We start from the raw sequence: 18,716 nt of genomic DNA on the forward strand, positions 1-18,716 counted from the left end.
CCTTTCAAGATCATGCTCTATTGTGACGCGCCACCGTTCAGGGACAAAAAGCATGGCCGAAAAACCTGTCGATTCGCTCAGCGAAAGCGAGGCTGAAGCCGAACTCCAGCGCCTTGCCGAGGAGATCGCCGGTCATGACCGGCGCTACCATGCCGAGGACGCGCCCACGATCACGGACGCCGAGTATGACGCGCTGCGGCGGCGCAATCTTGCCATCGAGGAGCGCTTTCCCGGGCTGGTGCGTGGGGATTCGCCCTCGCTCAGGGTGGGTGCCGCCCCGGCGGAAGGCTTCACCAAGGTGCGCCATGCCGTGCCGATGCTCAGCCTCGCCAAGGCCTATACCGACGCCGACGTCACCGATTTCATCGAGCGCGGCCGGCGCTTCTTCGACCGCGACAAGGACCTCGACATTGCCTTCACCGCCGAACCGAAGATCGACGGGCTGTCGGCTTCGCTGCGTTACGAAAAGGGCGTGTTCGTGCAAGGCGCGACGCGCGGCGACGGCGCTGTCGGCGAGGACATCACCGCCAACCTCAGGACCATCGCCGACATTCCCGCCAAGCTGAAGGGTTCAGGCTGGCCCGAGACCATCGAGATCCGCGGCGAGGTCTATATGACCTATGCCGAATTCGAGGCGCTCAAGGCGCGCTCGGCGGCTGTGGGGGGCCAGGATTACGTCAATCCGCGCAACACGGCGGCCGGGTCGCTGCGCCAGAAGGATCCATCCGTCACCGCCAGCCGCAACCTCAAATTCTTTGCCTACGCGTGGGGTTACACGACGGCGGATCCGGCACCAACGCAGTATGAAGCGGTGCAGAAATTCGCCGATTGGGGCTTCAAGATCAGCCCGCTGATGGTGCGGGCGAAATCGGTCGAGGAACTGGTCGCGCATTATCACCTGATCGAGGAGCAACGCTCGTCGCTCGGTTATGACATAGACGGGGTCGTCTACAAGGTCGACCAGCTGGAGCTGCAGCGCCGCTGGGGTTTCGTCACCGGTGAGCCGCGCTGGGCCGTCGCGCACAAATTCCCGGCCGAACAGGCGATGACGACCGTGCAGAGGATCGACATCCAGGTCGGCCGAACCGGCACGCTGGCGCCGGTCGCGCGGCTTGCGCCGGTGACGGTCGGCGGCGTGGTGGTGGAGAACGTCACGCTGCACAATGAAGATTATATCAAGGGCCTGGACAGCACCGGCCAGCCGATCCGCGACGGCATCGACGTGCGCATCGGCGACACGGTGGTGATCCAGCGGGCAGGGGACGTCATCCCGCAGATCGTCAGCGTCGTCATCGACAAGCGTCCGCCCGATGCCGTGCCGTACGAATTCCCGCACTCTTGCCCGATCTGCGGCTCGCCGGCGACGCGCGAGATCAACGAGAAGACCGGCAAGGAGGATTCGCGCCGCCGCTGCACGGGCGAACTGATCTGCCCGGCGCAGGCCGTGGAGGGGCTGCGCCACTTCGTGTCGCGCGGCGCCCTGGATATCGAAGGCCTGGGCGCGGAGAACATCGACACGTTTTTCAATGCGGGTTTGATCAAGACAGCCGCCGACATCTTCACGCTCAGGGAGCGCCGCCCCGCCGTGACCAAGGCGCTGGCCGAGCGGCGCGAGGAGCAGGCCAGGCAACGCGAGGCCGCATCCGGCAAGACCCGCAAGAATGTGCGCAGCGTCGAGGACCGCAATTACGAAGGCCTCGACAAATTGTTCGCGGCCATCGATTCGCGCCGCGAGCCGGAGCTCGACCGCTTCATCTTCGCGCTCGGCATCCGCCATATAGGCGAGACAACGGCCGCCGTGCTTGCGCGAACATTCTCGACCATCGAGGAGCTTATCCGCGTCGGCAAGGAGACGGCGGCGGCGGAGGATCCGCATTCGGTCTTCCCGTCGATCAACGGCATTGGCGATACGGTGATCGATGCGCTGCGCGATTTCTTCGGCAACGAGCGCAATGACGAGGTGCTCGAGAAGTTGCTGCAACAGGTCAAGCCGAAGCCCTATATCGTCACCGTCTCGGCCGACAGCGAAGTCGCCGGCAAGACGATTGTCTTTACCGGTTCGCTGGAAAAGATGACCCGTTCCGAAGCCAAGGCGATGGCCGAACGTCTCGGCGCCAAGGTGGCCGGTTCGGTTTCGGCCAAGACCGATCTTTTGGTGGCGGGACCGGGTGCGGGCTCAAAGCTCAAGCTTGCCAGCGAACTCGGCGTCGAGGTCATAGACGAGGACACCTGGCTGCAGCGGGTCGGCAAGTCGTGACGGACGGAACGTTCAAAGGGTTTGGTCCGAAAGCCATGCCGTTCTTCAAGGCGCTGGATTTCCACCAGAGCCGCGAATGGTTTGCGGAGAACCGCGCGCTTTTCGACAGCGATCTGCATGGGCCGATCGGCGATCTGGTCGAGGTCCTTACGGAGCGGTTCGCAACGGCGGGGCTTGGTCTGCGCGGCGACCGCAAGAAATCGCTGTTCCGCATCAATCGCGACGTCCGCTTTGCCAAGGACAAACGTCCCTACAACAGGCATGTTTCGGCCATTCTGTCACCAGACGGCAGCAAGACAGGCCTGGGCGTCTTCTACGTGCATATCGGGCTCGAGCGCTGCTTTGCCGACGTGGCCTGGTGGAACCCTGAGCCGCCGCTCTTGCTGGCGATGCGCAGGGCGATCACCGATCGGCCCGGCGAATTCCGCAAGCTGCTTTCAACGTTGAAGAAAAACGGCCTTGAATTCGAAACCGAAGGCCGCATGAAGCGGGCGCCGCGCGGTTTTGAGCAGATCGCGGACGCCGATCTCGCGGAGGCCGTGCGCAACCGGCATTTCGTCGTCCAGCGTGTCATCAATCCGACCGAAATTCACGCGCCGGCGCTGGTCGACGAGCTTGTCGAGTTTACATTACGCGCCAAGCCGCTGCTCGACTGGGGCAGGGCGATCCAGGGCAAGGTGACCGGTTAGTTTTCCGATCCGTTGGACAGGGCGGGCTACATCCGCATCAGGAGACCCCCATCGACGGCCAGCTCTATTCCGGTGATGTAGCTTGCCGCGTCGGAAAGCAGGAAGAGCGCGGCGTTGGCCATGTCCTGCGGCGTGCCGATGCGGCCGAGCGGTGTGTAGTCGGCGACGGCGGCGCGCTTCTCCTCGGTGTCCCAACGCGCCTGCAGCGGCGTCAGCGCCATGCCCGGGCAGATGGCGTTGGAGCGGATGCGCTCGCCGGCCAACTGCATGGCGAGCGACTTCGACAGCGCGCAGACGCCGGCCTTCGACGCCTGGTAGGCATCCTGTGGCTTCGGATCGCCGCGATACCACTGGATGGTCGAGAAATGCACCATGGCGCCGCCACGCCCGCCGGCGCGCATTTGCGGAACAACCGCGCGCGCCGTGTGCACGAAGGATTTCAGGTTGATGTTGAAGACCTGGTCCCAGACGTCGAGGTCCATCTCGAGAGCCGACTTGTCGCGGCCGAACCAGAGCACGCCTGCGACATTGGCGAGATAGTCGATACCGCCGCGTTCGCGGCCCGCAGCGCCGATGGTCCGTTCAACAAAGCCGGCGTCGGTGAGGTCGCCCTGGGCGAAGGTCAGCCGGTCGTCATAGGCGGCGAGCGCTGTCGGGCGTGGCTTGACGTCGATGGCGGTGACCGACGCGCCGGCATCGAGCAACGCCAGCGTGATCGCCTCGCCCATGCCGCCACCGGCCCCGGTGACGACTGCGTGCCTGCCGGTGAAATCATAAGCAATCATTAGAATCCCCCTCGTGTATTTCTGCCAAATGCCTGCCGGGCGACAATAGGATATCGCGTGAATCCTAACAGGGATCATTTCCGCTGATCGTTTGGCTCAAGCGAATTCGTGTGACAAGCCGGGCAGTGCTTCCTACATCAGCCCTCTGACCGGGGAGAGACATGTCGGCGCAAGCAATTTCCGAGAACGGCGTGAAAAGCGATTTCTGGCAAGGCGTACGGCTCTCCATGCCGGTCGTGGTGGCGGCGGCGCCATTCGGGCTGCTGTTCGGCGCGATCGCCGTCGACAACGGCTTTTCCGTTTTCGAAGCCTTCCTGATGAGCGCGCTGATCTTCGGCGGCGCCAGCCAGATGGTCGGCATAGAACTGTTCGGCCAGCATGTCGCGCCGTGGCTGATCGTGCTGTCGATCTTCGCCGTCAATTTCCGCCACGTGCTCTATTCCGCCGGCATTGGCCGGCGCATCGCGCACTGGTCCGGGGTGCAGCAGGCGCTCGGTTTCTTCATCCTCACCGATCCGCAATTCGCCGTCGCCGAGGCCAGGGCCCAGTCGGGCCAGACCGTCGGCTTTGCCTGGTATCTGGGACTTGGGCTGCCGGTCTATGTATTCTGGACCATCGAAAGCGCGCTCGGCGCGCTGTTTGGAAAGCTCATTCCCGATCCCCATGCCCTGGGCATCGATTTCCTGCTGCCGATCTATTTCCTTGGCCTGGTGATGGGCTTCCGCAAGCGGCCGCTGTGGCTGCCGGTGGTCGTCGCCAGTGCCTGCGCCTCGATCATCGCCTACAAGACAGTGGGTTCGCCCTGGCACGTTTCGATCGGCGCCATCGCCGGTGTGTTGCTCGCCGTCGTCCTGCCGCCGCATCACAGCGGTGTGGAGACAAGGCCATGAGCACGACCTTCTGGATCATCATCGCCGGCGCCATCGCCACCTATCTCACCCGTATTGGCGGGCATCTGGTCATCTCGCGTTTCGATCACATCCATCCGCGCGTCGAGGCCGGGCTCAACGCCGTGCCTGCGGCGGTGCTGACGACGCTGGTGGCGCCGGCGGCGCTCGGCGCGGGCCCGGCGGAGTGGGCAGCGCTGGTCGTCTCCGCGCTGGTGGCGCTGCGTGGCGGGCTGATGGCGATGTTTCTGGCGGGCGCGGCTGTATTGATCGTAGCGCGCCAGTTCGTCGGGTAGGGCGTATCGATATCCAGGTGATTCCGGCCCGCAGACGGCCGATACCTGCGCTTCGGTGCTCCAATCCGGTTCTCCGTATCAACCGTTTTCGAACCGGCCTGGCCTGAACCTCGACACGCCCTTCAGCGCTTCAGAAAATCAAATCTTCGCGTCGTGCGGCAGCGGTGCCGTTGCCTTTTCGAGCCAGGCCAGCGTTTCGCCGTCGAGCATCGGACCGATCTCGGCCAGCACGCGGGCGTGGTAAGAGTCGAGCCAGTGCAATTCGTCTCGCGTCAGCAGATCCGATCGCACCAGCCTGACGTCGATCGGGGCCAGCGTCAGCGTCTCGAAACCGTGCATGGCGATGTCGCCGCCCTCGATCTGTTCGGCCGGCGTCACCAGGATGAGGTTCTCGATGCGGATGCCGTAGGCGCCTTCCTTGTAGTAGCCGGGTTCGTTCGACAGCATCATGCCTTCGAGCAGCTTTTCGGTGCCGGTGCGGGCGATGCGCTGCGGACCCTCATGGACGGCCAGGTATGAGCCGACACCATGGCCGGTGCCATGGGCGAAGTCGCAGCCATGCCTCCACAGCGCCATGCGGGCGACGGCGTCGATCTCCGAGCCGCGCGTGCCGGCGGGGAAGCGCAGCGTGGAAATGCCGATCATGCCTTTCAGCACCAGCGTGAAGCGCTCGCGCATCTCTTCGGTCGGCTGGCCGATCGGCACGGTGCGGGTGATGTCTGTCGTGCCGTCCTGGTATTGCGCGCCGGAATCGAGCAGGAACAGCTCACCGGCCTGGAGCTTGCGGCTGGTGGTGCGCGAGACGCGGTAATGCATGATGGCGCCGTTCGGGCCGGCGCCCGAAATGGTGTCGAAAGAGACGTCGCGCAGCGGCATCTGCGTTTCCTCGCCGGTCTGCCGGCGGGTTTCTTCGAGCCTGGTGACAACCGCGATTTCGTCGAGTGAGCCGGGTTTCTGGCGCTCCAGCCAGCACAACAGCTTGGCCACCGCCGCGCCGTCGCGGCGATGCGCGGCGCGCGAGCCGTTGATCTCGGCCTGGTTCTTGGTGGCGCGCGGAATGCGGGCAGGGTCGGGCGCGGCAATCACCGTGCCGCCATTGTCCTCGACCAGCGTGCGCAGCCGGTCGGCGGCCAGCACCGGATCGAGCGCGATTTTCGCGCCGCTTTTCGCAAGTGCGGCGATCGCCGCTTCGAATTCGCCGGGCTCATGCGGATCGGCGAGCTGGGTGAGGTAGGCCGCCACCTGGCGCGAGAACTTGCGCCGATCGATGAAAAGCTGGTGCGACCCGTCGGCGGCGAGTATGGCGAAGCCGAGCGCCAGCGGCGTGTGCGGCACGTCACCGCCACGGATGTTGAAGGCCCAGGCGATGGATGATGGGTCGGTCAGCACCGCATGGGTGGCGCCGTCCTTGCCGATCGCCGTCGCCAGCCGCGCCAGCTTGTCCTTGGCGAGTTCGCCGGCAAAGCCGATCGGATGAAGCTCGATCGGGGTCACGGGTGCGGCGGGCTGATCCTTCCAGATGATGTCGATCGGGTTCCTGTCGAGCGGCACCAGCACCGCGCCGGTCTTGTCGGCGGAGGCCTGCAGCGCCTTGACCTCGCCGATGGTGTGCAGCCAGGGATCGAAGCCCAGCCGCGCCCCCTTGCCGATGTTGTCCTTGAGCCAGACGGCGGGCGGATTGTCGACCAGGCTTTCGATCGAAAAGATGCCGAGATCGACCTCATTGCGCACCTGCAGCGTGTAGCGCCCGTCGACAAAGACGAAGGCACGGTCGCGCAGCACGATGGCGACGCCGGCCGAGCCGCTGAAGCCGGTCAGCCATTTCAGCCGTGCCGACCGGTCGGCGACGTATTCGCCCTGGTGCTCGTCAGCGCGCGGAACGATGAAGCCATCGAGGCCATTGGCGCCCAGCCACTGGCGCAGCAGCGCCACGCGCGGCTTGCCGACCGCCGGATCGCCCGCGGAATCGAAGCTCTGGAACATGATGGGCCTCCTTGGTATCCGCTCGACCGTAATCTATGGGCCTGGAAAGCGGAATCGATTTTCCGGCTGGTGCAAATTGCTACAGCGTCCGCCGGGTGACAACCAAATGAGGCTGGTCCAGCCATGGATAAAGGGGCGGCGGCGGCATTCTCTTGCCGACACGCATCGAAGTCCAGCAACCGGGACCGTTGAGGGCCGGCCACCGCCTTGCCGGCCTCAACGCTTGAGATGGATCGTCACCCAGCCTTCGCGGTGCAAGGTACTGACGTGGCGGAAATTCTGGCCGACATAGGCCGAGATCACAGCGTCGCGCTGGCGGTCGAGAATGCCTGACAGCACGATCGAGCCGCCAAGCGTGACATGCCCTGCCATTTGCGGTGCCAGCCGCATCAGCGGCCGCGCCAATATGTTGGCGACGATGAGGTCGAAGGGCGCGCGCCTGGCAAAGATCGGGTGGTGAAAGCCAGGCGCGGTCACCGTCTCGATCAGGCCTTTGACGTGATTCAGACGCGCATTGGCGGCGGCAACCTTGACCGCGACCGGATCGATGTCGGTGGCCAGCACCGGAATATGCGCCAGCTTGGCAACGGCGATCGCCAGCACCGCGCTGCCGGTACCGAGGTCGAGCGCGTTGCGCGGGTGCTCGCGCCGCACGACTTTCTCCAGCATTTCGAGGCAGCCCGCGGTGGTGCCATGATGGCCGGTGCCGAAGGCAAGGCCCGCCTCGATCTCGATGGCGAGTTCGCCGCTGTGGCGCTTCCTGCTGTCATGCGCGCCGTGGACGAAGAAACGGCCGGCGCGCACCGGCTTCAACCCTTCCAGGGACCGTGCCACCCAGTCGATGTCGGGCAACGCCTCGCGCTGGACCGGTCTCGACAAAGCCAGGCCGGCGAGAACATCCTTCAGCCGCGCCTCGACCGCTTCGACGTCGCCATCGGCGTAGAGCGAGACCTCGTGGATGTCGGCGTCTTCATCGACCTCCAGCACGGCGATCGGCAGGCCCTCATCCTCGAAGGCTGTTTCGAGCGCCGCGAAGATGCGCTCGGCCTCGATCTTTCCGGTGGTGAAATGGAGCCGCGTCTGGGTCATGTGAATTCTTGTCAGCCCTTCGCGGCGAGGCGCTTCAGCTTCTCCACGGCGGTGCTGGCATTCTCGCCATAGGCGATCGTGCCCGCGAAGTCGCCCTTGGCGTTGAGCAGCAGCACCGAGGCGGTGTGGTCCATGGTGTAGTCGCCGTCGCCGGTATCGACCTTCTTCCAATAGATGCCGAACGCCTTGGCCATGGCATGGACCTTGTCCGGATCGCCGGTAATGCCGGTGATGCGGTCGGAGAAATTGCTGACATAGGCGTTCATCACCGGCGGCGTATCGCGCTCCGGATCGACCGATACGAAATAGGCATGCAGGTTCTTGCCGTCGTCGCCGAGCGTCTTCAGCCAGCCGGAGAGTTCGAACAGCGTGGTCGGGCAAACTTCGGGGCAGTGGGTGAAGCCGAAAAAGACGACGCTGGGCTGGCCCCGGAAAGCGGCTTCGGTGATCGGTGCGCCTTTCTGGTCGACCAGGGTAAAGGGCGCGCCGAACGGTTCGCCGCCATAGTGACCGCGATACCAGTCGAAAGTCAGCCAGCCGATGCCGGCCGCCATCAGAATGAGAATGCCGACCAGGATAGAACGCATCATCAAAAAAGTCCGTCCGTAATGTCACGGCGCGCCGGCCAGAACCATGCACCCGTTGTAGGCCACAGTCTTAGCGGTTCGACGGGGTACACGCAAAGATGCCGCGTTGACGCAACCGGCTGTGGCGGATGCCTGCGGTTTGATCCGACCTTCCGGCTTGCAATGTGCCAGCCTTGGCCCCACCTGAGACCCCGGCAACTCGAACCGCAGGAGGATTCTTTGCCGGGATTGACTGGGCCAGGATTGATAGGACGAGGCTTGATTGGGCGAAAACTGATCGGCGGTGCTTTGGCCGCGTGTGTCGTGCTTGCCGCCGGTAGCGCCATTGCCGAGGAAGTTGGCAAGGTCGGCGTCGACTGGATCGGCAACGACATCATCGTCGAGGCGATCAAGGATCCGAAAGTGGAGGGCGTGACCTGCCACGTTTCCTATTTCGATCGCAGTGTCATCGACCGCTTGCACAAGGGCAACTGGTTCGAGGATCCCAGCGATTCCTCGATCTCCTGCCGTCAGACCGGTCCGATCACCATCGGGGATATTGATATGAGCGAAGGCGGCGAGGAGGTTTTCAAACAAGGCATCAGCCTGATCTGGAAGAAGCAGGTGGTGAACCGCATCTACGACAAGGCCAACGAGACCTTGATCTATCTGTCGCATTCGCGCCAAGTCCAGAACGGCTCGGCCAAGATGTCGGTTACGACGGTGCCGCTCTATGGCCAGAACGTGGTGTGGAGCAACGGCAAGCCGAAATAGGCGGGTCGAACTCTACCCTGTCCTGTTCTGGCTGGCGATTGGCCCCGCTTGCGGGACCAATCGCTCTGACGTAAAGCCGCCGGCATGGACCGTTCTGAAGATCTCGTTGCGAAAGATCCCGAGCCGCGCATTCATCCAACCGCTGAGATGAAGGGCTGCAAGCTTGGCCGCTACGCCGCGATCGGCGAACGCGTCGTGCTGCGCGAGGTCATCGTCGGCGATTTCTCCTATTTCGAACGCCATGCCGAGGCGATCTACACGACGATCGGCAAATTCTGCTCGATCGCCGCCAACAGCCGCATCAATGCGCTGGAGCATCCGATCGAGCGGCTGACCCAGCACAAGGTCAGCTATCGGCCGAACGAGTATTTCCGCTGGCTGGGCGTCGATGCCGCGTTCCGCGAGCGGCGGCGGTCGAAGGCCGTGACCATCGGCCATGATGTGTGGATCGGCCATGGCGCGGTCATCTTGCCTGGGATCGCCATCGGCAATGGCGCCGTCGTCGGCGCCAATGCGGTGGTGACGCGGGACGTGCCGTCCTACACGATCGTTGCCGGCGTGCCGGCGAAGCCGCTCAAGCAGCGCTTTGCCCCTGAAATAGCGGCACGCATCGAAGCTCTCGCCTGGTGGGACTGGCCCGTCGAGAAACTCGCCAGGGCGGTTCCCGACATGCAGGCAATGCCGATCGAGGCTTTCCTCGACCGCTGGGAAAACGACGCCGTCTGACGGAATGAAACCCCTTCCGCCATGCGGGGGTGGCGCAGCGGAAGGGGCTGGAGGTAAACCGCTGTGAAGCGGAAGGAACAGGCTCTTTGCCTGCACGGCTACAATGACCTTAAACCGATAAGGTGTGTTTTGTTCCAGATGCGCGCTTTGCGTGCATTCGATTGCGTGGGTCGTATTTTTTACCGGCGGGAACCCGAAATGGCTGCTGGTTGTTTCTTCCGGCGGACCGCATGACGCGGCGCTGTTTTGAGGGACCTCATGATCGAGAAGCTTTTCACCAAATTCGCCAACCAGATCGCCCATCTCACCGGACTACCGCTGACATTTGCGGTGTGTTGCCTGATCGTTATCGTCTGGGCGGTGAGTGGGCCGTTCTTCAATTTTTCCGACACCTGGCAGCTGGTGATCAACACCGGAACCACGATCATCACCTTCCTGATGGTGTTTCTCATCCAAAACACCCAGAATCGGGACGGCGCCGCGATCCAGGCCAAGCTCGACGAGTTGATACGGGTGAGCGAGGCCAAAAACACCTTCATCGGCATCGAGCACCTGACTGAAGCCGAGGTCCAGGAGATCCGCGCCAAATGCGAGGTCGCGGCGAAGCGGCATGACGACAAAGTCGCGACCATGGCCGCAAAGAAAGTCGTGGCGGCAAAACGCAAACCGAAAAAAGAGGTGGCACGAAGCGCCGGCGGCTGAACCCGCGGTCAATCCCGAGTGTTCCGCCGGTGTTCGAGTTATGTGATCCGCACCGCAGCCAATGTTCGGGACATGCTCATCGCTTCATGAACGCCGCGAATGCATCCTTGTGGTCGGGGTGCCAGCGCGACAGGGCAGGGCGGTTTTCGATGATGTCGCCGATCGCCCAGGCCATGCGCTTTTCGTCCATGGGTCGCGCCGCCTCATTGTCGGGACACAGGATATAGAAGTCGCCCTCGACCAGCGATTCCAGCATGAAATCAACCACCTGTTCGCCTGTCCACGCTCCGGCCGGCTTTTCGGTCGCGCCTTCGGTGAGGCCGGTATAGGTGAAGCCGGGGATGAGCAGATGCGCCGACAGGCGGGCGCCGGGTTCATTGCGCAGCGCATGCGCCAAGCCCTCGGTAAAGGTTTTCACGCCAGCCTTGGAAACGTTGTAGGCGAGGTTGCCGGGCGGTGTGGTGATGCCTTGCTTGGAGCCGGTGTTGACGATCAGGCCCGGCTTGGCCGACGCCAGCATGCGCGGCGCGAAAGCTTCGACGCCATGCACCACGCCCCAGAAATTGACGTCGAGCAGCCGCTTCCAGCCGTCGCGGTTTTCCCAGGGCTTTCCGGGGTTGTCGCCGACACCGGCATTGTTCATCAGCAGCGAGACCTCGCCGAAGGCGCCGAATGCCCGGTCGGCGAGGCGATCGACCTCATCGGCCTTCGAAACGTCCGATGCGACGGCAAGCACGGCGTCGTCACCGGCAATCGCGGAGACGGCCCGCGCGGCATCGTCGAGGCGCGGCCCGCCAATGTCGGCCAGCACGATCTTCATGCCCATCAGCGCCAGCCGTTTGGCCGCGGCAAGGCCGATGCCGCTGGCGGCGCCGGTAATGACGGCGGTGTTGCTAGGGGCAAGCGCTGGCAGGGCGGTCTGGATCTCGGTGTCGGCGATCATCGGCGATGGTTTCCTTTTTTTGATGGCGCCGAACTTAGCGCCGGAACGGGCCTGCGCAAGCCTCCGTCGGGCTTGTCGGGTTGACCGGCCCGGTCGGGGCTGCGCATGCTACCACGCCAAAAAGGAGATTTCCGATTGACGGATTGGGTTGCAATTCTGAAGGAACAGACCGCCACCGGCGACCGGATGGGGCGCGAGGTGCCGCAGATGCTGGCCAACCCCGATATCAGCGAAGCCCAGGTGAAGACTCTGTTTTCGGCGCTCGAGCAACAGGCCGAGTTCGTCGAGAAACTGCGCATGGCGCTGGAAAAGTTCGGCCATGATTTCTCGATCATCAAGGCGGCGGAGCGGCTGGAAGAGCGCTATGCCGATCTGACCGCTTCCGTGGCGGAAAAGCTGAAGGCGATGCGCGGTTAGGCAATTCCACGAAACGTGTGAAGCGGTTTGCCCTGCCGGATTGCGTCAGGCAGATGGCTATTTTTCGATCACCCGCGCAAAGCGCGTGTCCGGCACCAGCCAGATCAGGGCGACGGCGACATAGAGCGCCACGCCGATCCACCGGTCGAGGAAGGTCAGCCCAACGGCCGCTATGTAGACGGCGAGCGAAATCCTTCCCTTGCGATCGCGGCCGATTGCCTTGGCGAATGCGGTGTCCGGCCCATGCAGCCGATGCAGCGCAATGACCAGGATGCTGTAGGCGGTCGCACACATTACAAGGTCAAAACCATAGACCGCGACCGGAACCGCGGCGAAATGGTTCTCGCCCATGAAGGCGGTCGTCACCGGCATCAGGGACAACCAGAACAGCAGATGCAGGTTCGCCCACAGCACGCGGCCGTCGACACGCTGCACGGTATGGAACATGTTGTGCAGATTGTTCCAGTAGATGCCGACATTGATGAACGAAAGCACGTAGCACAGGAAGACCGGCCACTGCGGCAGCAGCGCCGAAAAATCCTCGCCTTCCGGTACCTTCAGGTCCAGCACCATGATGGTGATGATGATCGCCACCACGCCGTCGGTGAATGCCTCGACCCTGCCTTTGCCCATGATCACCACCTCGGTCCGCGACGAATTGCCGAAAGATAGTAAATCGTTAGCGGATGTTGGCATGCCGATAAACGGCGTACGCAAAATTCCTCAACTATATCAGGGGAAACTTCCGGTCTTATGTAGCAAACGCACCAAGCGCTGAAGCCGTGCTGTGATCGCGCGCGCGGCGTTGCCGCGATGCTAGTTGGATTCATTTCCCTCTTGGGTAAGGTGAAAGCCTTCGCCGTCGATAACGCCGTCTTCGTCAACGTCGAGCCTGAACCGGTATTCCGTCCATCGGTTCGGCTTGTTGGAAAAGGCGTCGCGGTAGTGCAGTTTCCCGAACACGTACAAATCGGTTTCGATTTCCCTGTTCTTATTAAGTTCAAGCATCGGTTTTCGTCTTGCCCACTCGCCCATGCTTATCAGGAGAGTCGACGTCATATCCTGTGTGGGGGCGAGATCCATTTTGCCGACCAGCAGGCGAGCGCCACGAACCTGGCGGCGCGGTTTCCGGCCGGATTTCCGGTCTTGGAAATCGTAGTCGCAGATGTTCGTCAAATCGTAGGCAGGCGTCTGACCGAAGTTTTTAAATTTGATACGGATGTTTGGCATCCATTCGCTGCCAGTCTGAATGATTTCGATGGATTGCACGGCCAGATAGGCCCGCAGTTGGGCTTCATTAGAGCGACCAGCGATGTCGTTGGCCGTGCGGGCCTGTTCGACCGCAGCGGTATTGGCGTTGAGGGTGCGCCAGATAAAGAAAATACCTATGACGGTGAAAACGACGCCAGCCCACGAAGCCCAATGCATTCCTGTGGTGTCTTCAGCGACCGATTGCTGGGCTGCGAGATCACACCAATCAGGCTGGGCGTTCTGGCCATTGTCGGGTGGCTGGGCTTCTGGCTTGCCGGTAAAGGGATGGACACTGGCGGCAGCAAAGGGGCTGTCTGGATATTGCTGGGCGCAACGCTGTGCATAGTAGGAACTTTGATGTTTGCTGGTGGTGTATGACTGCCCTAGCGCCCCAAAGAGCAACAGGCCGATAATCGTGGCTATCCATCCAAACGTAACGTAGTCGTGCCTACCGCCGTCAGGCATTGAAGCAAAAACGCTGCACTAAAGCCCCCTCGGCTTATTTTGTTGTTCAAATTACGCTCGGTTTCGTGAATGTCCATAGTTGCCAGTTTTTCGGCGAGCTGTGCATATGTCAGGCCCTTTCGCTTCAATTCGGCTTTCAGGAGGTTCTTGGCCCGCCGCTCCCTCCGCTGGCCCCGAGCCATTTTTTGCGATCATCGGCTTGCCGGCCGGGCAATGCCCACCGTGGTGTCAGGAGCCTGGCCGTCCACCGGAACGTCGGCGGTGAGGACGCGTTAACGTCGCGACCCCTGAACCTGGTGACGAGGTTGGCCATGGCCTTTCGCGATCTGACGCAAACTCAGAACGAAGCCGGCAGCGACGTCCTCGCGATCCCGACTGTCGCGGCGATGATCGCGGTGCTGTTTGCCGGCAGCACGGTGCTGACGCCTCTCTATATCGTCTACAAGCAGCAATTCGGCTTTTCGCAAATCACCTTGACGCTGATCTACGCGGTCTATGTCGTCGGCAATCTCGGCGCCCTGCTGGTGTTCGGCAGCGTTTCGGATGTCGTCGGGCGCCGGCCGGCGGCGCTTGCAGCCATGATCGTCGCCGTCATCAGCGCGGTTGTGTTCCTGTTTGCCGGCAATGTCGCGTCGCTCGATGTTGCGCGGATCCTGAGCGGACTTGGCATCGGCGTGGGCGCCGGGACGGGAACCGCGTGGATCGCCGAGCTTCTTCCAGAGGCCGGCAGGTCGCGCGCCAGCGTCATCGCCACCAGCACCAACTTTCTCGGCCTCGGTTTCGGGGCGCTTGTTTCGGGGCTGCTGGCCCAATACGAGCCGTGGCCATTGCGTCTGGTCTTCATTGTCTACCTGGCGACGCTCGCGGTGGTGACGATCATGGTCTGGCGCACGCGCGAAACGGTGATGAAGCCAGGCGGCCTTGGCAAGGTCTCCATGCGGCCGCGGCTTTCCGTGCCGGCGCAGATCCGTTCGCGCTTCGTGGCGCCGGCGGTGACCGGCTTTGGCGCGATGGCGCTGGTCGGCTTCTATGCGGCGGTGGCGCCGAGCATCCTGGCGCAGCAACTGCATGAGGCCAACCACGCCGTGGCCGGTGCGCTGTTCTTCGAACTGGCGATGGTCGCGGCAATCAGCATCGTGGCGCTGGCGCGGATGGGGAGCAGCAAGGCGATGCTGGCCGCGCTGGCCTTGATGATCCCAAGCACCATGCTTGTGGTGGCGGCGCAGATGCTGGCCTCGATTGCGCTGATGATCGCGGCGACGGCCTGCTGCGGCGTGGCGGCAGCGCTCGGCTATCGCGGCGGCCTGCAAGTGGTGAACGAGATCGCGCCGCGGGATCGCCGCGCCGAGGTCGTGTCCAGTTTCTTCGTCTGCTGCTTTGTCGGCAACGCCTTGCCTGTCATCGGCATCGGCGTCGTGTCGACTTATGCCAGTGCTGTCGTCGCGAGCCTGGCCTTCGCGGCCATGATCATCGCGTTCGCGCTGGTGGCGCTCGCCTTCGGGCTCGGACAGAGGCGCTGAGACCGCCGCGCCAGCCCGGCAAGGCACGCCGGCAAGGCGGGCGGCATCAGCCGTTCGGCGTTTCAGGCGCCATGTTCGCGCGCTGGCGCGGCATGCCAAGGCCGGTGTCGGGCGGTTCGCCGGCAGCCGGCCTGTTCTCGATCATGTGCAAGCTGCGCCAGCCGCCGAAGCGGTAGTAGATCGCGGCCAGGATCAGAGAGGTGATCGAACCGGCCGGAAAACTCCACCACAGCGCTTCCTCGCCGATCACGCCGCGCATGTAATAGGCAAAGCCGGTGCGCACGACGAGCACCGAGATGACCAGGATGATCAGCGGCGGCATCACGGCACCCGTGGCGCGCACCGTGGCGAACAGCACGATGGTGATGCCGAACAGGATGAACGACCAGGACGCGGCCGTGTTGATATGGGCGGCGATATCGATCGCCGCGCTGTCGCTGCTCAGGAACAGGCTCAGGATCGAACGGTCGAAGACCCATAGCAGCGCGACGAGGGCGCCGGTCAGGACAAGGTTGAAACCGACGCCGGAGGCGGCGATGCGGCCGATCCGGTCCCAGCGACCGGCGCCGACATTCTGCGCCGCCATGGAAGAGACCGCGGCGCCGATGGCGAGCGCCGGCATCTGGATGTAGGTCCAGAGCTGCGCGGCGATGCCGTAGGCGGCGGCGACCTGCGAACCATAGGAGTTGACGATGCCCATCACCGTCAGGGCGGCCGCCGAGATGACGATCATCTGCAGGCCCATCGGCACGCCCTTGAAGACGACGATGCGCAGCAGCGCCGGATCCGGGCGCAGCAGGACGAGATTGGCGCCGGCCAGCCGCAACGGATGCTTGCGCGCGTAGAGCACGACGAGGATGGCGACGACGCTCACGGTCTGGCCGATCAGCGTCGAGGTGGCGGAACCGGCGATGCCGAGTTCAGGAAACGGGCCGATGCCGCGGATGAGCAGGGGATTGAGCACGATGTCGAGCACGACCGCCAGCGCCATGAAGATGAAGGGGGTGCGTGAATCGCCCGCACCGCGCAGCACGGTCATGACGAAGGACAGAAGGTTCATCATCGGCACGGCGACGAAGATGATGCGCAGGTAGGAGCGTGCGAGCGGCAAGGCGTCGGCCGGCGTGCCGAGCGCGCCCAGGATGGCATCGACCCAGATCCAGCCGCAGACCGCGAACACCACCGAAACGAGGAAGAAGAAGGTGGCGCTGGTGCCGACGATGCGGCGCGCCTCGGGCAGGTCGCGGGCGCCGACCGACTGCGCCACCAGGATTGTGGCCGCCATGCCGATGCCGAACACCGTGCCGAGGATCAGGAACAGGACGAGGTTGGCGTTGGACGTCGCGGTCAGCGCCGACTCGCCGAGGAAGCGGCCCACCCAGACGGCGTTGACCGAGCCGTTCAGCGATTGCAGCACGTTGGAGCCGAGCACCGGCAAGGCGAAGAGCAGCAGCGTGCGCGGGATCGGGCCGCTGGTCAGGTCGCCGGTACGCCGGCGTGCGGGCATTTTTTCGTCCATGGCGGCCAACCTGGCAAATGTGACTCTGGCCCGCGACGATACCGCAGGCCGGACCGAGATGCACCCTGCGCCGAGGCGCAGTGACCGTCGATCGGTCAGGCTCGCCGGAACGGAATTCGATCGGCAAGAACGCGTCGTCCGGCTGCGTGCGCTTATGAACCAGGACGTCATCGACCTCCCGCTCAGGTCTTGGTGCGGCCCAACCTGTCGGCCGCCGGCAAGATCATCGCCGTGTCGAGCAGGACGGCCGAGCCGATCGATGCCGGTGTGCCGAAGGACGCGGAATTCCTGAAGTAGGCCTTCACGACCTGCACAGGCGGACGCGCCAGGCGCGCCCGCTTGAGCAGTGATCCTTACTTCTTGCCGAGACCCGGCAGCGTGACCTGATAGACCAGGAACATGGTGTCGACATCGGCGCCGTCATCGGCCTTGTAAGGCGCGCCGACCTGGAAGCCGTCCTGGGCGAGGAAGTCATTGTCGTTGCCGACGAACAGGAAATAGTCGTCGGGCAGCTTCGGATCGAGGACGCTGGCCAACGACATGGCTTCCCACTTCTCCGAAAGCTCGTTGTGGTCCTTCGCGCCGCCATTGTGCAGGCCGAAGTGGCCAAGCGCGGTGGCGTCGTTGATGTCGATGAACGGCGTCAGCTTGGCCGGCGTCACCGAGGGATCAAGCACGCCCTTGGGGGCGACCGGCTTGTCGGCCGCATCGAAGGCGCCGCCCGCGATGTCGGTCGCGCCGGAGACGTCGACGATGTTGATCTGGCGGTAGAGCGAAGCGTCACCCTTCTTCAGGCCCTGGCCGTTGCCGCTGTCGCGCGCCAGCATCAGGAAGGATGTGTCCGAAAGCGCCACGATCTCGCTCTGCGCGGCGATTTTGGTCTTGCCCTTGGCATCCTTGAACACCGGCAGCGGCACGACATATTCATGCGCGAGCTTCAGATGGGCGAGGTCGGAGGCATCATAGACCAGCGCCCGCGTGTTCTGCCGTGTCGAGGGTGAATCGCCGCCATCCTGGCGCGGCGCCGACTGCAGCACGGCGATGAGAAACTTGCCGTCCGGCGTCATCGCCATGCCTTCGAGGCCCTGATTGTTCTGGCGCCCGGTTTCGGGATCCTTCGGATCAGGGTCGGCGGCGCCCGGCCCGGGATTGTCGGAGGAGAAGTTCGGCGCTCCCTTGCGCATCGGCACGAGAGCCGCCGGCGGCTGGGTCGCCGACATCAGGCGGCCTTGCGCGGAGAACCTGTAGATGTTTGGGCCGTACTCGTCGGAGATGAACATCGAGCCGTCCGGCAGCCGCACGATGGCTTCATTGTCGAGCGCGAGCTTGCCATTGGTGGCGACGGGCAGCATCGGCATGTCGCCGGCCGCGGCGCGTACGTCCGACAGCGGATCGAGGCCGGTGGCATCGGCGCCCGTGTCGTCTGTGAGAAGCATGGTGTCGGCAAGCGTCGCCTTGACGCCCGTCTGCTCCTGGCCGGCGGCGGGAGCAGCGCCCGGCGCGACAGGCGTGAACTCGATGGTGATGGTGTTGAGGCGCGGCCGGTAGTCGGTGGTGCCGGCGACATTGTAGCCACGGTCGGGCAGTAGCCAGAGCGATCCCTTGTAGGTGCCGGCATCATGTGTCCAGCCCGAAATGTCGATCGCCATGCCCGAGCCCGAGCCGAAGGTCTCGCCGAACTTGTCGCGCTGGTCGGCCGGGATGCGGCCGACGCCGACAAGGCCCTTGTTGATGTAAGCCACGCCATCGGCAAGCGCCGGGGTGAGGGCGGTGAACAAGGCCAGCGCGACGCCGAGCGAGGCGGTTCGGTACAGGTGTTTCATGGACAATCCTCTTTATGACGAAGC

Annotated in this window: 20 protein-coding genes; 9 read left to right on the forward strand and 11 right to left on the reverse strand. The window is 63.7% G+C overall.

From position 1 onward, the window contains the following. The first annotated feature begins 52 nt into the window (after positions 1-52). Positions 53-2,257, forward strand: coding sequence for an NAD-dependent DNA ligase LigA (gene ligA / locus FJW04_RS13260; RefSeq protein ID WP_140714591.1), 2,205 nt, complete (start codon positions 53-55; stop codon positions 2,255-2,257). Then, complete coding sequence (locus tag FJW04_RS13265; protein ID WP_246673818.1) at positions 2,254-2,946, forward strand: TIGR02453 family protein; 693 nt, start codon at positions 2,254-2,256, stop codon at positions 2,944-2,946. The genes ligA and FJW04_RS13265 overlap by 4 nt, the downstream gene beginning before the upstream one ends. A 26-nt stretch (positions 2,947-2,972) precedes the next feature. Here the strand turns inward: FJW04_RS13265 and FJW04_RS13270 are convergent, their stop codons facing one another. Beyond that, positions 2,973-3,731: an SDR family oxidoreductase gene (locus FJW04_RS13270; protein ID WP_140615645.1), complete on the reverse strand. Its 759-nt coding sequence runs from the start codon at positions 3,729-3,731 to the stop codon at positions 2,973-2,975. Positions 3,732-3,892: 161 nt separating this feature from the next. Between FJW04_RS13270 and FJW04_RS13275 the strand changes: the two genes are divergently transcribed. Together FJW04_RS13275 and FJW04_RS13280 are read left to right on the forward strand one after the other, a co-directional pair. Then, positions 3,893-4,621: an AzlC family ABC transporter permease gene (locus tag FJW04_RS13275; RefSeq protein WP_140615647.1), complete on the forward strand. Its 729-nt coding sequence runs from the start codon at positions 3,893-3,895 to the stop codon at positions 4,619-4,621. Next, on the forward strand, positions 4,618-4,914 hold the full coding sequence (locus FJW04_RS13280) for an AzlD family protein (protein WP_023769676.1): 297 nt from the start codon (positions 4,618-4,620) through the stop codon (positions 4,912-4,914). Before FJW04_RS13275 ends, FJW04_RS13280 begins: the two co-directional genes overlap by 4 nt. Before the next feature lie 138 nt (positions 4,915-5,052). Here FJW04_RS13280 and FJW04_RS13285 read toward each other — a convergent pair whose 3' ends face one another. From FJW04_RS13285 to FJW04_RS13295, 3 genes are all read right to left on the reverse strand, one after another. Then, positions 5,053-6,897, reverse strand: a complete 1,845-nt coding sequence (locus FJW04_RS13285) for an aminopeptidase P family protein (RefSeq protein ID WP_140714593.1) — start codon at positions 6,895-6,897, stop codon at positions 5,053-5,055. Between the two features lie 216 nt (positions 6,898-7,113). Then, entirely contained in the window at positions 7,114-7,986 is an 873-nt protein-coding gene (locus FJW04_RS13290; protein WP_140714595.1) for a 50S ribosomal protein L11 methyltransferase, read from the reverse strand. 11 nt (positions 7,987-7,997) lie between these two features. Continuing rightward, entirely contained in the window at positions 7,998-8,576 is a 579-nt protein-coding gene (locus FJW04_RS13295) for an SCO family protein (protein WP_140714597.1), read from the reverse strand. 258 nt (positions 8,577-8,834) lie between these two features. Here FJW04_RS13295 and FJW04_RS13300 point away from each other — a divergent pair, with 258 nt between their 5' ends. From FJW04_RS13300 to FJW04_RS13310, 3 genes are all read left to right on the forward strand, one after another. After that, positions 8,835-9,326, forward strand: coding sequence for a CreA family protein (locus FJW04_RS13300; protein ID WP_181172942.1), 492 nt, complete (start codon positions 8,835-8,837; stop codon positions 9,324-9,326). Between the two features lie 84 nt (positions 9,327-9,410). Continuing rightward, a complete protein-coding gene (locus FJW04_RS13305) occupies positions 9,411-10,052 on the forward strand; it encodes a DapH/DapD/GlmU-related protein (protein ID WP_140615655.1) in 642 nt (213 codons plus the stop codon). A gap of 258 nt (positions 10,053-10,310) precedes the next feature. Further along, on the forward strand, positions 10,311-10,754 hold the full coding sequence (locus FJW04_RS13310; RefSeq protein ID WP_181166289.1) for a low affinity iron permease family protein: 444 nt from the start codon (positions 10,311-10,313) through the stop codon (positions 10,752-10,754). 76 nt (positions 10,755-10,830) lie between these two features. On the opposite strand, the gene FJW04_RS13315 is transcribed toward FJW04_RS13310, so the two are convergent. Continuing rightward, positions 10,831-11,697 (reverse strand): SDR family NAD(P)-dependent oxidoreductase, encoded by an 867-nt coding sequence (locus tag FJW04_RS13315; RefSeq protein WP_140714601.1) that lies wholly within the window; start codon positions 11,695-11,697, stop codon positions 10,831-10,833. A 135-nt stretch (positions 11,698-11,832) separates the two neighbouring features. Here FJW04_RS13315 and FJW04_RS13320 point away from each other — a divergent pair, with 135 nt between their 5' ends. Further along, entirely contained in the window at positions 11,833-12,114 is a 282-nt protein-coding gene (locus FJW04_RS13320; RefSeq protein ID WP_140714603.1) for a hypothetical protein, read from the forward strand. A 57-nt stretch (positions 12,115-12,171) separates the two neighbouring features. Here the strand turns inward: FJW04_RS13320 and FJW04_RS13325 are convergent, their stop codons facing one another. The 3 genes from FJW04_RS13325 to FJW04_RS30285 form a co-directional block, all read right to left on the reverse strand. Then, complete coding sequence (locus tag FJW04_RS13325; RefSeq protein ID WP_140615661.1) at positions 12,172-12,747, reverse strand: TMEM175 family protein; 576 nt, start codon at positions 12,745-12,747, stop codon at positions 12,172-12,174. A 183-nt stretch (positions 12,748-12,930) separates the two neighbouring features. Continuing rightward, entirely contained in the window at positions 12,931-13,830 is a 900-nt protein-coding gene (locus FJW04_RS13330; protein ID WP_181172930.1) for a hypothetical protein, read from the reverse strand. Further along, positions 13,785-14,012: a DUF6471 domain-containing protein gene (locus FJW04_RS30285; RefSeq protein ID WP_140714607.1), complete on the reverse strand. Its 228-nt coding sequence runs from the start codon at positions 14,010-14,012 to the stop codon at positions 13,785-13,787. The genes FJW04_RS13330 and FJW04_RS30285 overlap by 46 nt, the downstream gene beginning before the upstream one ends. A gap of 129 nt (positions 14,013-14,141) precedes the next feature. On the opposite strand from FJW04_RS30285, the gene FJW04_RS13340 reads away from it, so the two are divergent. Then, positions 14,142-15,350, forward strand: coding sequence for an MFS transporter (locus FJW04_RS13340; RefSeq protein ID WP_140714609.1), 1,209 nt, complete (start codon positions 14,142-14,144; stop codon positions 15,348-15,350). Between the two features lie 46 nt (positions 15,351-15,396). Here FJW04_RS13340 and FJW04_RS13345 read toward each other — a convergent pair whose 3' ends face one another. The 3 genes from FJW04_RS13345 to FJW04_RS13355 all read right to left on the reverse strand — a co-directional run bounded on the left by FJW04_RS13345 (position 15,397) and on the right by FJW04_RS13355 (position 18,692). Continuing rightward, the gene (locus tag FJW04_RS13345) at positions 15,397-16,857 is read right to left on the reverse strand and encodes an MATE family efflux transporter (RefSeq protein WP_246673820.1); all 1,461 of its coding nucleotides are present in this window, start codon (positions 16,855-16,857) and stop codon (positions 15,397-15,399) included. A 194-nt stretch (positions 16,858-17,051) separates the two neighbouring features. Continuing rightward, positions 17,052-17,183: a hypothetical protein gene (locus FJW04_RS30560; RefSeq protein WP_281405542.1), complete on the reverse strand. Its 132-nt coding sequence runs from the start codon at positions 17,181-17,183 to the stop codon at positions 17,052-17,054. A gap of 39 nt (positions 17,184-17,222) precedes the next feature. Continuing rightward, positions 17,223-18,692: an esterase-like activity of phytase family protein gene (locus FJW04_RS13355; RefSeq protein WP_140714614.1), complete on the reverse strand. Its 1,470-nt coding sequence runs from the start codon at positions 18,690-18,692 to the stop codon at positions 17,223-17,225. Positions 18,693-18,716 lie beyond the last annotated feature (24 nt).

The sequence above is a fragment of the Mesorhizobium sp. B2-7-3 genome (assembly GCF_006440715.1).
In the GTDB taxonomy this organism is placed as follows: domain Bacteria; phylum Pseudomonadota; class Alphaproteobacteria; order Rhizobiales; family Rhizobiaceae; genus Mesorhizobium; species Mesorhizobium australicum.

What these genes read in the sequence shown, in the direction of transcription:
- FJW04_RS13355 (WP_140714614.1), bottom strand. Translation starts at nt 18,692, where the DNA reads ATGAAACACCTGTACCGAACCGCCTCGCTCGGCGTCGCGCTGGCCTTG.
- FJW04_RS13340 (WP_140714609.1), top strand. Translation starts at nt 14,142, where the DNA reads ATGGCCTTTCGCGATCTGACGCAAACTCAGAACGAAGCCGGCAGCGAC.
- FJW04_RS13305 (WP_140615655.1), top strand. Translation starts at nt 9,411, where the DNA reads ATGGACCGTTCTGAAGATCTCGTTGCGAAAGATCCCGAGCCGCGCATT.
- FJW04_RS13295 (WP_140714597.1), bottom strand. Translation starts at nt 8,576, where the DNA reads ATGATGCGTTCTATCCTGGTCGGCATTCTCATTCTGATGGCGGCCGGC.
- FJW04_RS13310 (WP_181166289.1), top strand. Translation starts at nt 10,311, where the DNA reads ATGATCGAGAAGCTTTTCACCAAATTCGCCAACCAGATCGCCCATCTC.
- FJW04_RS13275 (WP_140615647.1), top strand. Translation starts at nt 3,893, where the DNA reads ATGTCGGCGCAAGCAATTTCCGAGAACGGCGTGAAAAGCGATTTCTGG.
- FJW04_RS13345 (WP_246673820.1), bottom strand. Translation starts at nt 16,857, where the DNA reads ATGCCCGCACGCCGGCGTACCGGCGACCTGACCAGCGGCCCGATCCCG.
- FJW04_RS13280 (WP_023769676.1), top strand. Translation starts at nt 4,618, where the DNA reads ATGAGCACGACCTTCTGGATCATCATCGCCGGCGCCATCGCCACCTAT.
- FJW04_RS30285 (WP_140714607.1), bottom strand. Translation starts at nt 14,012, where the DNA reads ATGGCTCGGGGCCAGCGGAGGGAGCGGCGGGCCAAGAACCTCCTGAAA.
- FJW04_RS13285 (WP_140714593.1), bottom strand. Translation starts at nt 6,897, where the DNA reads ATGTTCCAGAGCTTCGATTCCGCGGGCGATCCGGCGGTCGGCAAGCCG.
- FJW04_RS13270 (WP_140615645.1), bottom strand. Translation starts at nt 3,731, where the DNA reads ATGATTGCTTATGATTTCACCGGCAGGCACGCAGTCGTCACCGGGGCC.
- ligA (WP_140714591.1), top strand. Translation starts at nt 53, where the DNA reads ATGGCCGAAAAACCTGTCGATTCGCTCAGCGAAAGCGAGGCTGAAGCC.
- FJW04_RS13330 (WP_181172930.1), bottom strand. Translation starts at nt 13,830, where the DNA reads ATGCCTGACGGCGGTAGGCACGACTACGTTACGTTTGGATGGATAGCC.
- FJW04_RS13315 (WP_140714601.1), bottom strand. Translation starts at nt 11,697, where the DNA reads ATGATCGCCGACACCGAGATCCAGACCGCCCTGCCAGCGCTTGCCCCT.
- FJW04_RS13290 (WP_140714595.1), bottom strand. Translation starts at nt 7,986, where the DNA reads ATGACCCAGACGCGGCTCCATTTCACCACCGGAAAGATCGAGGCCGAG.
- FJW04_RS13325 (WP_140615661.1), bottom strand. Translation starts at nt 12,747, where the DNA reads ATGGGCAAAGGCAGGGTCGAGGCATTCACCGACGGCGTGGTGGCGATC.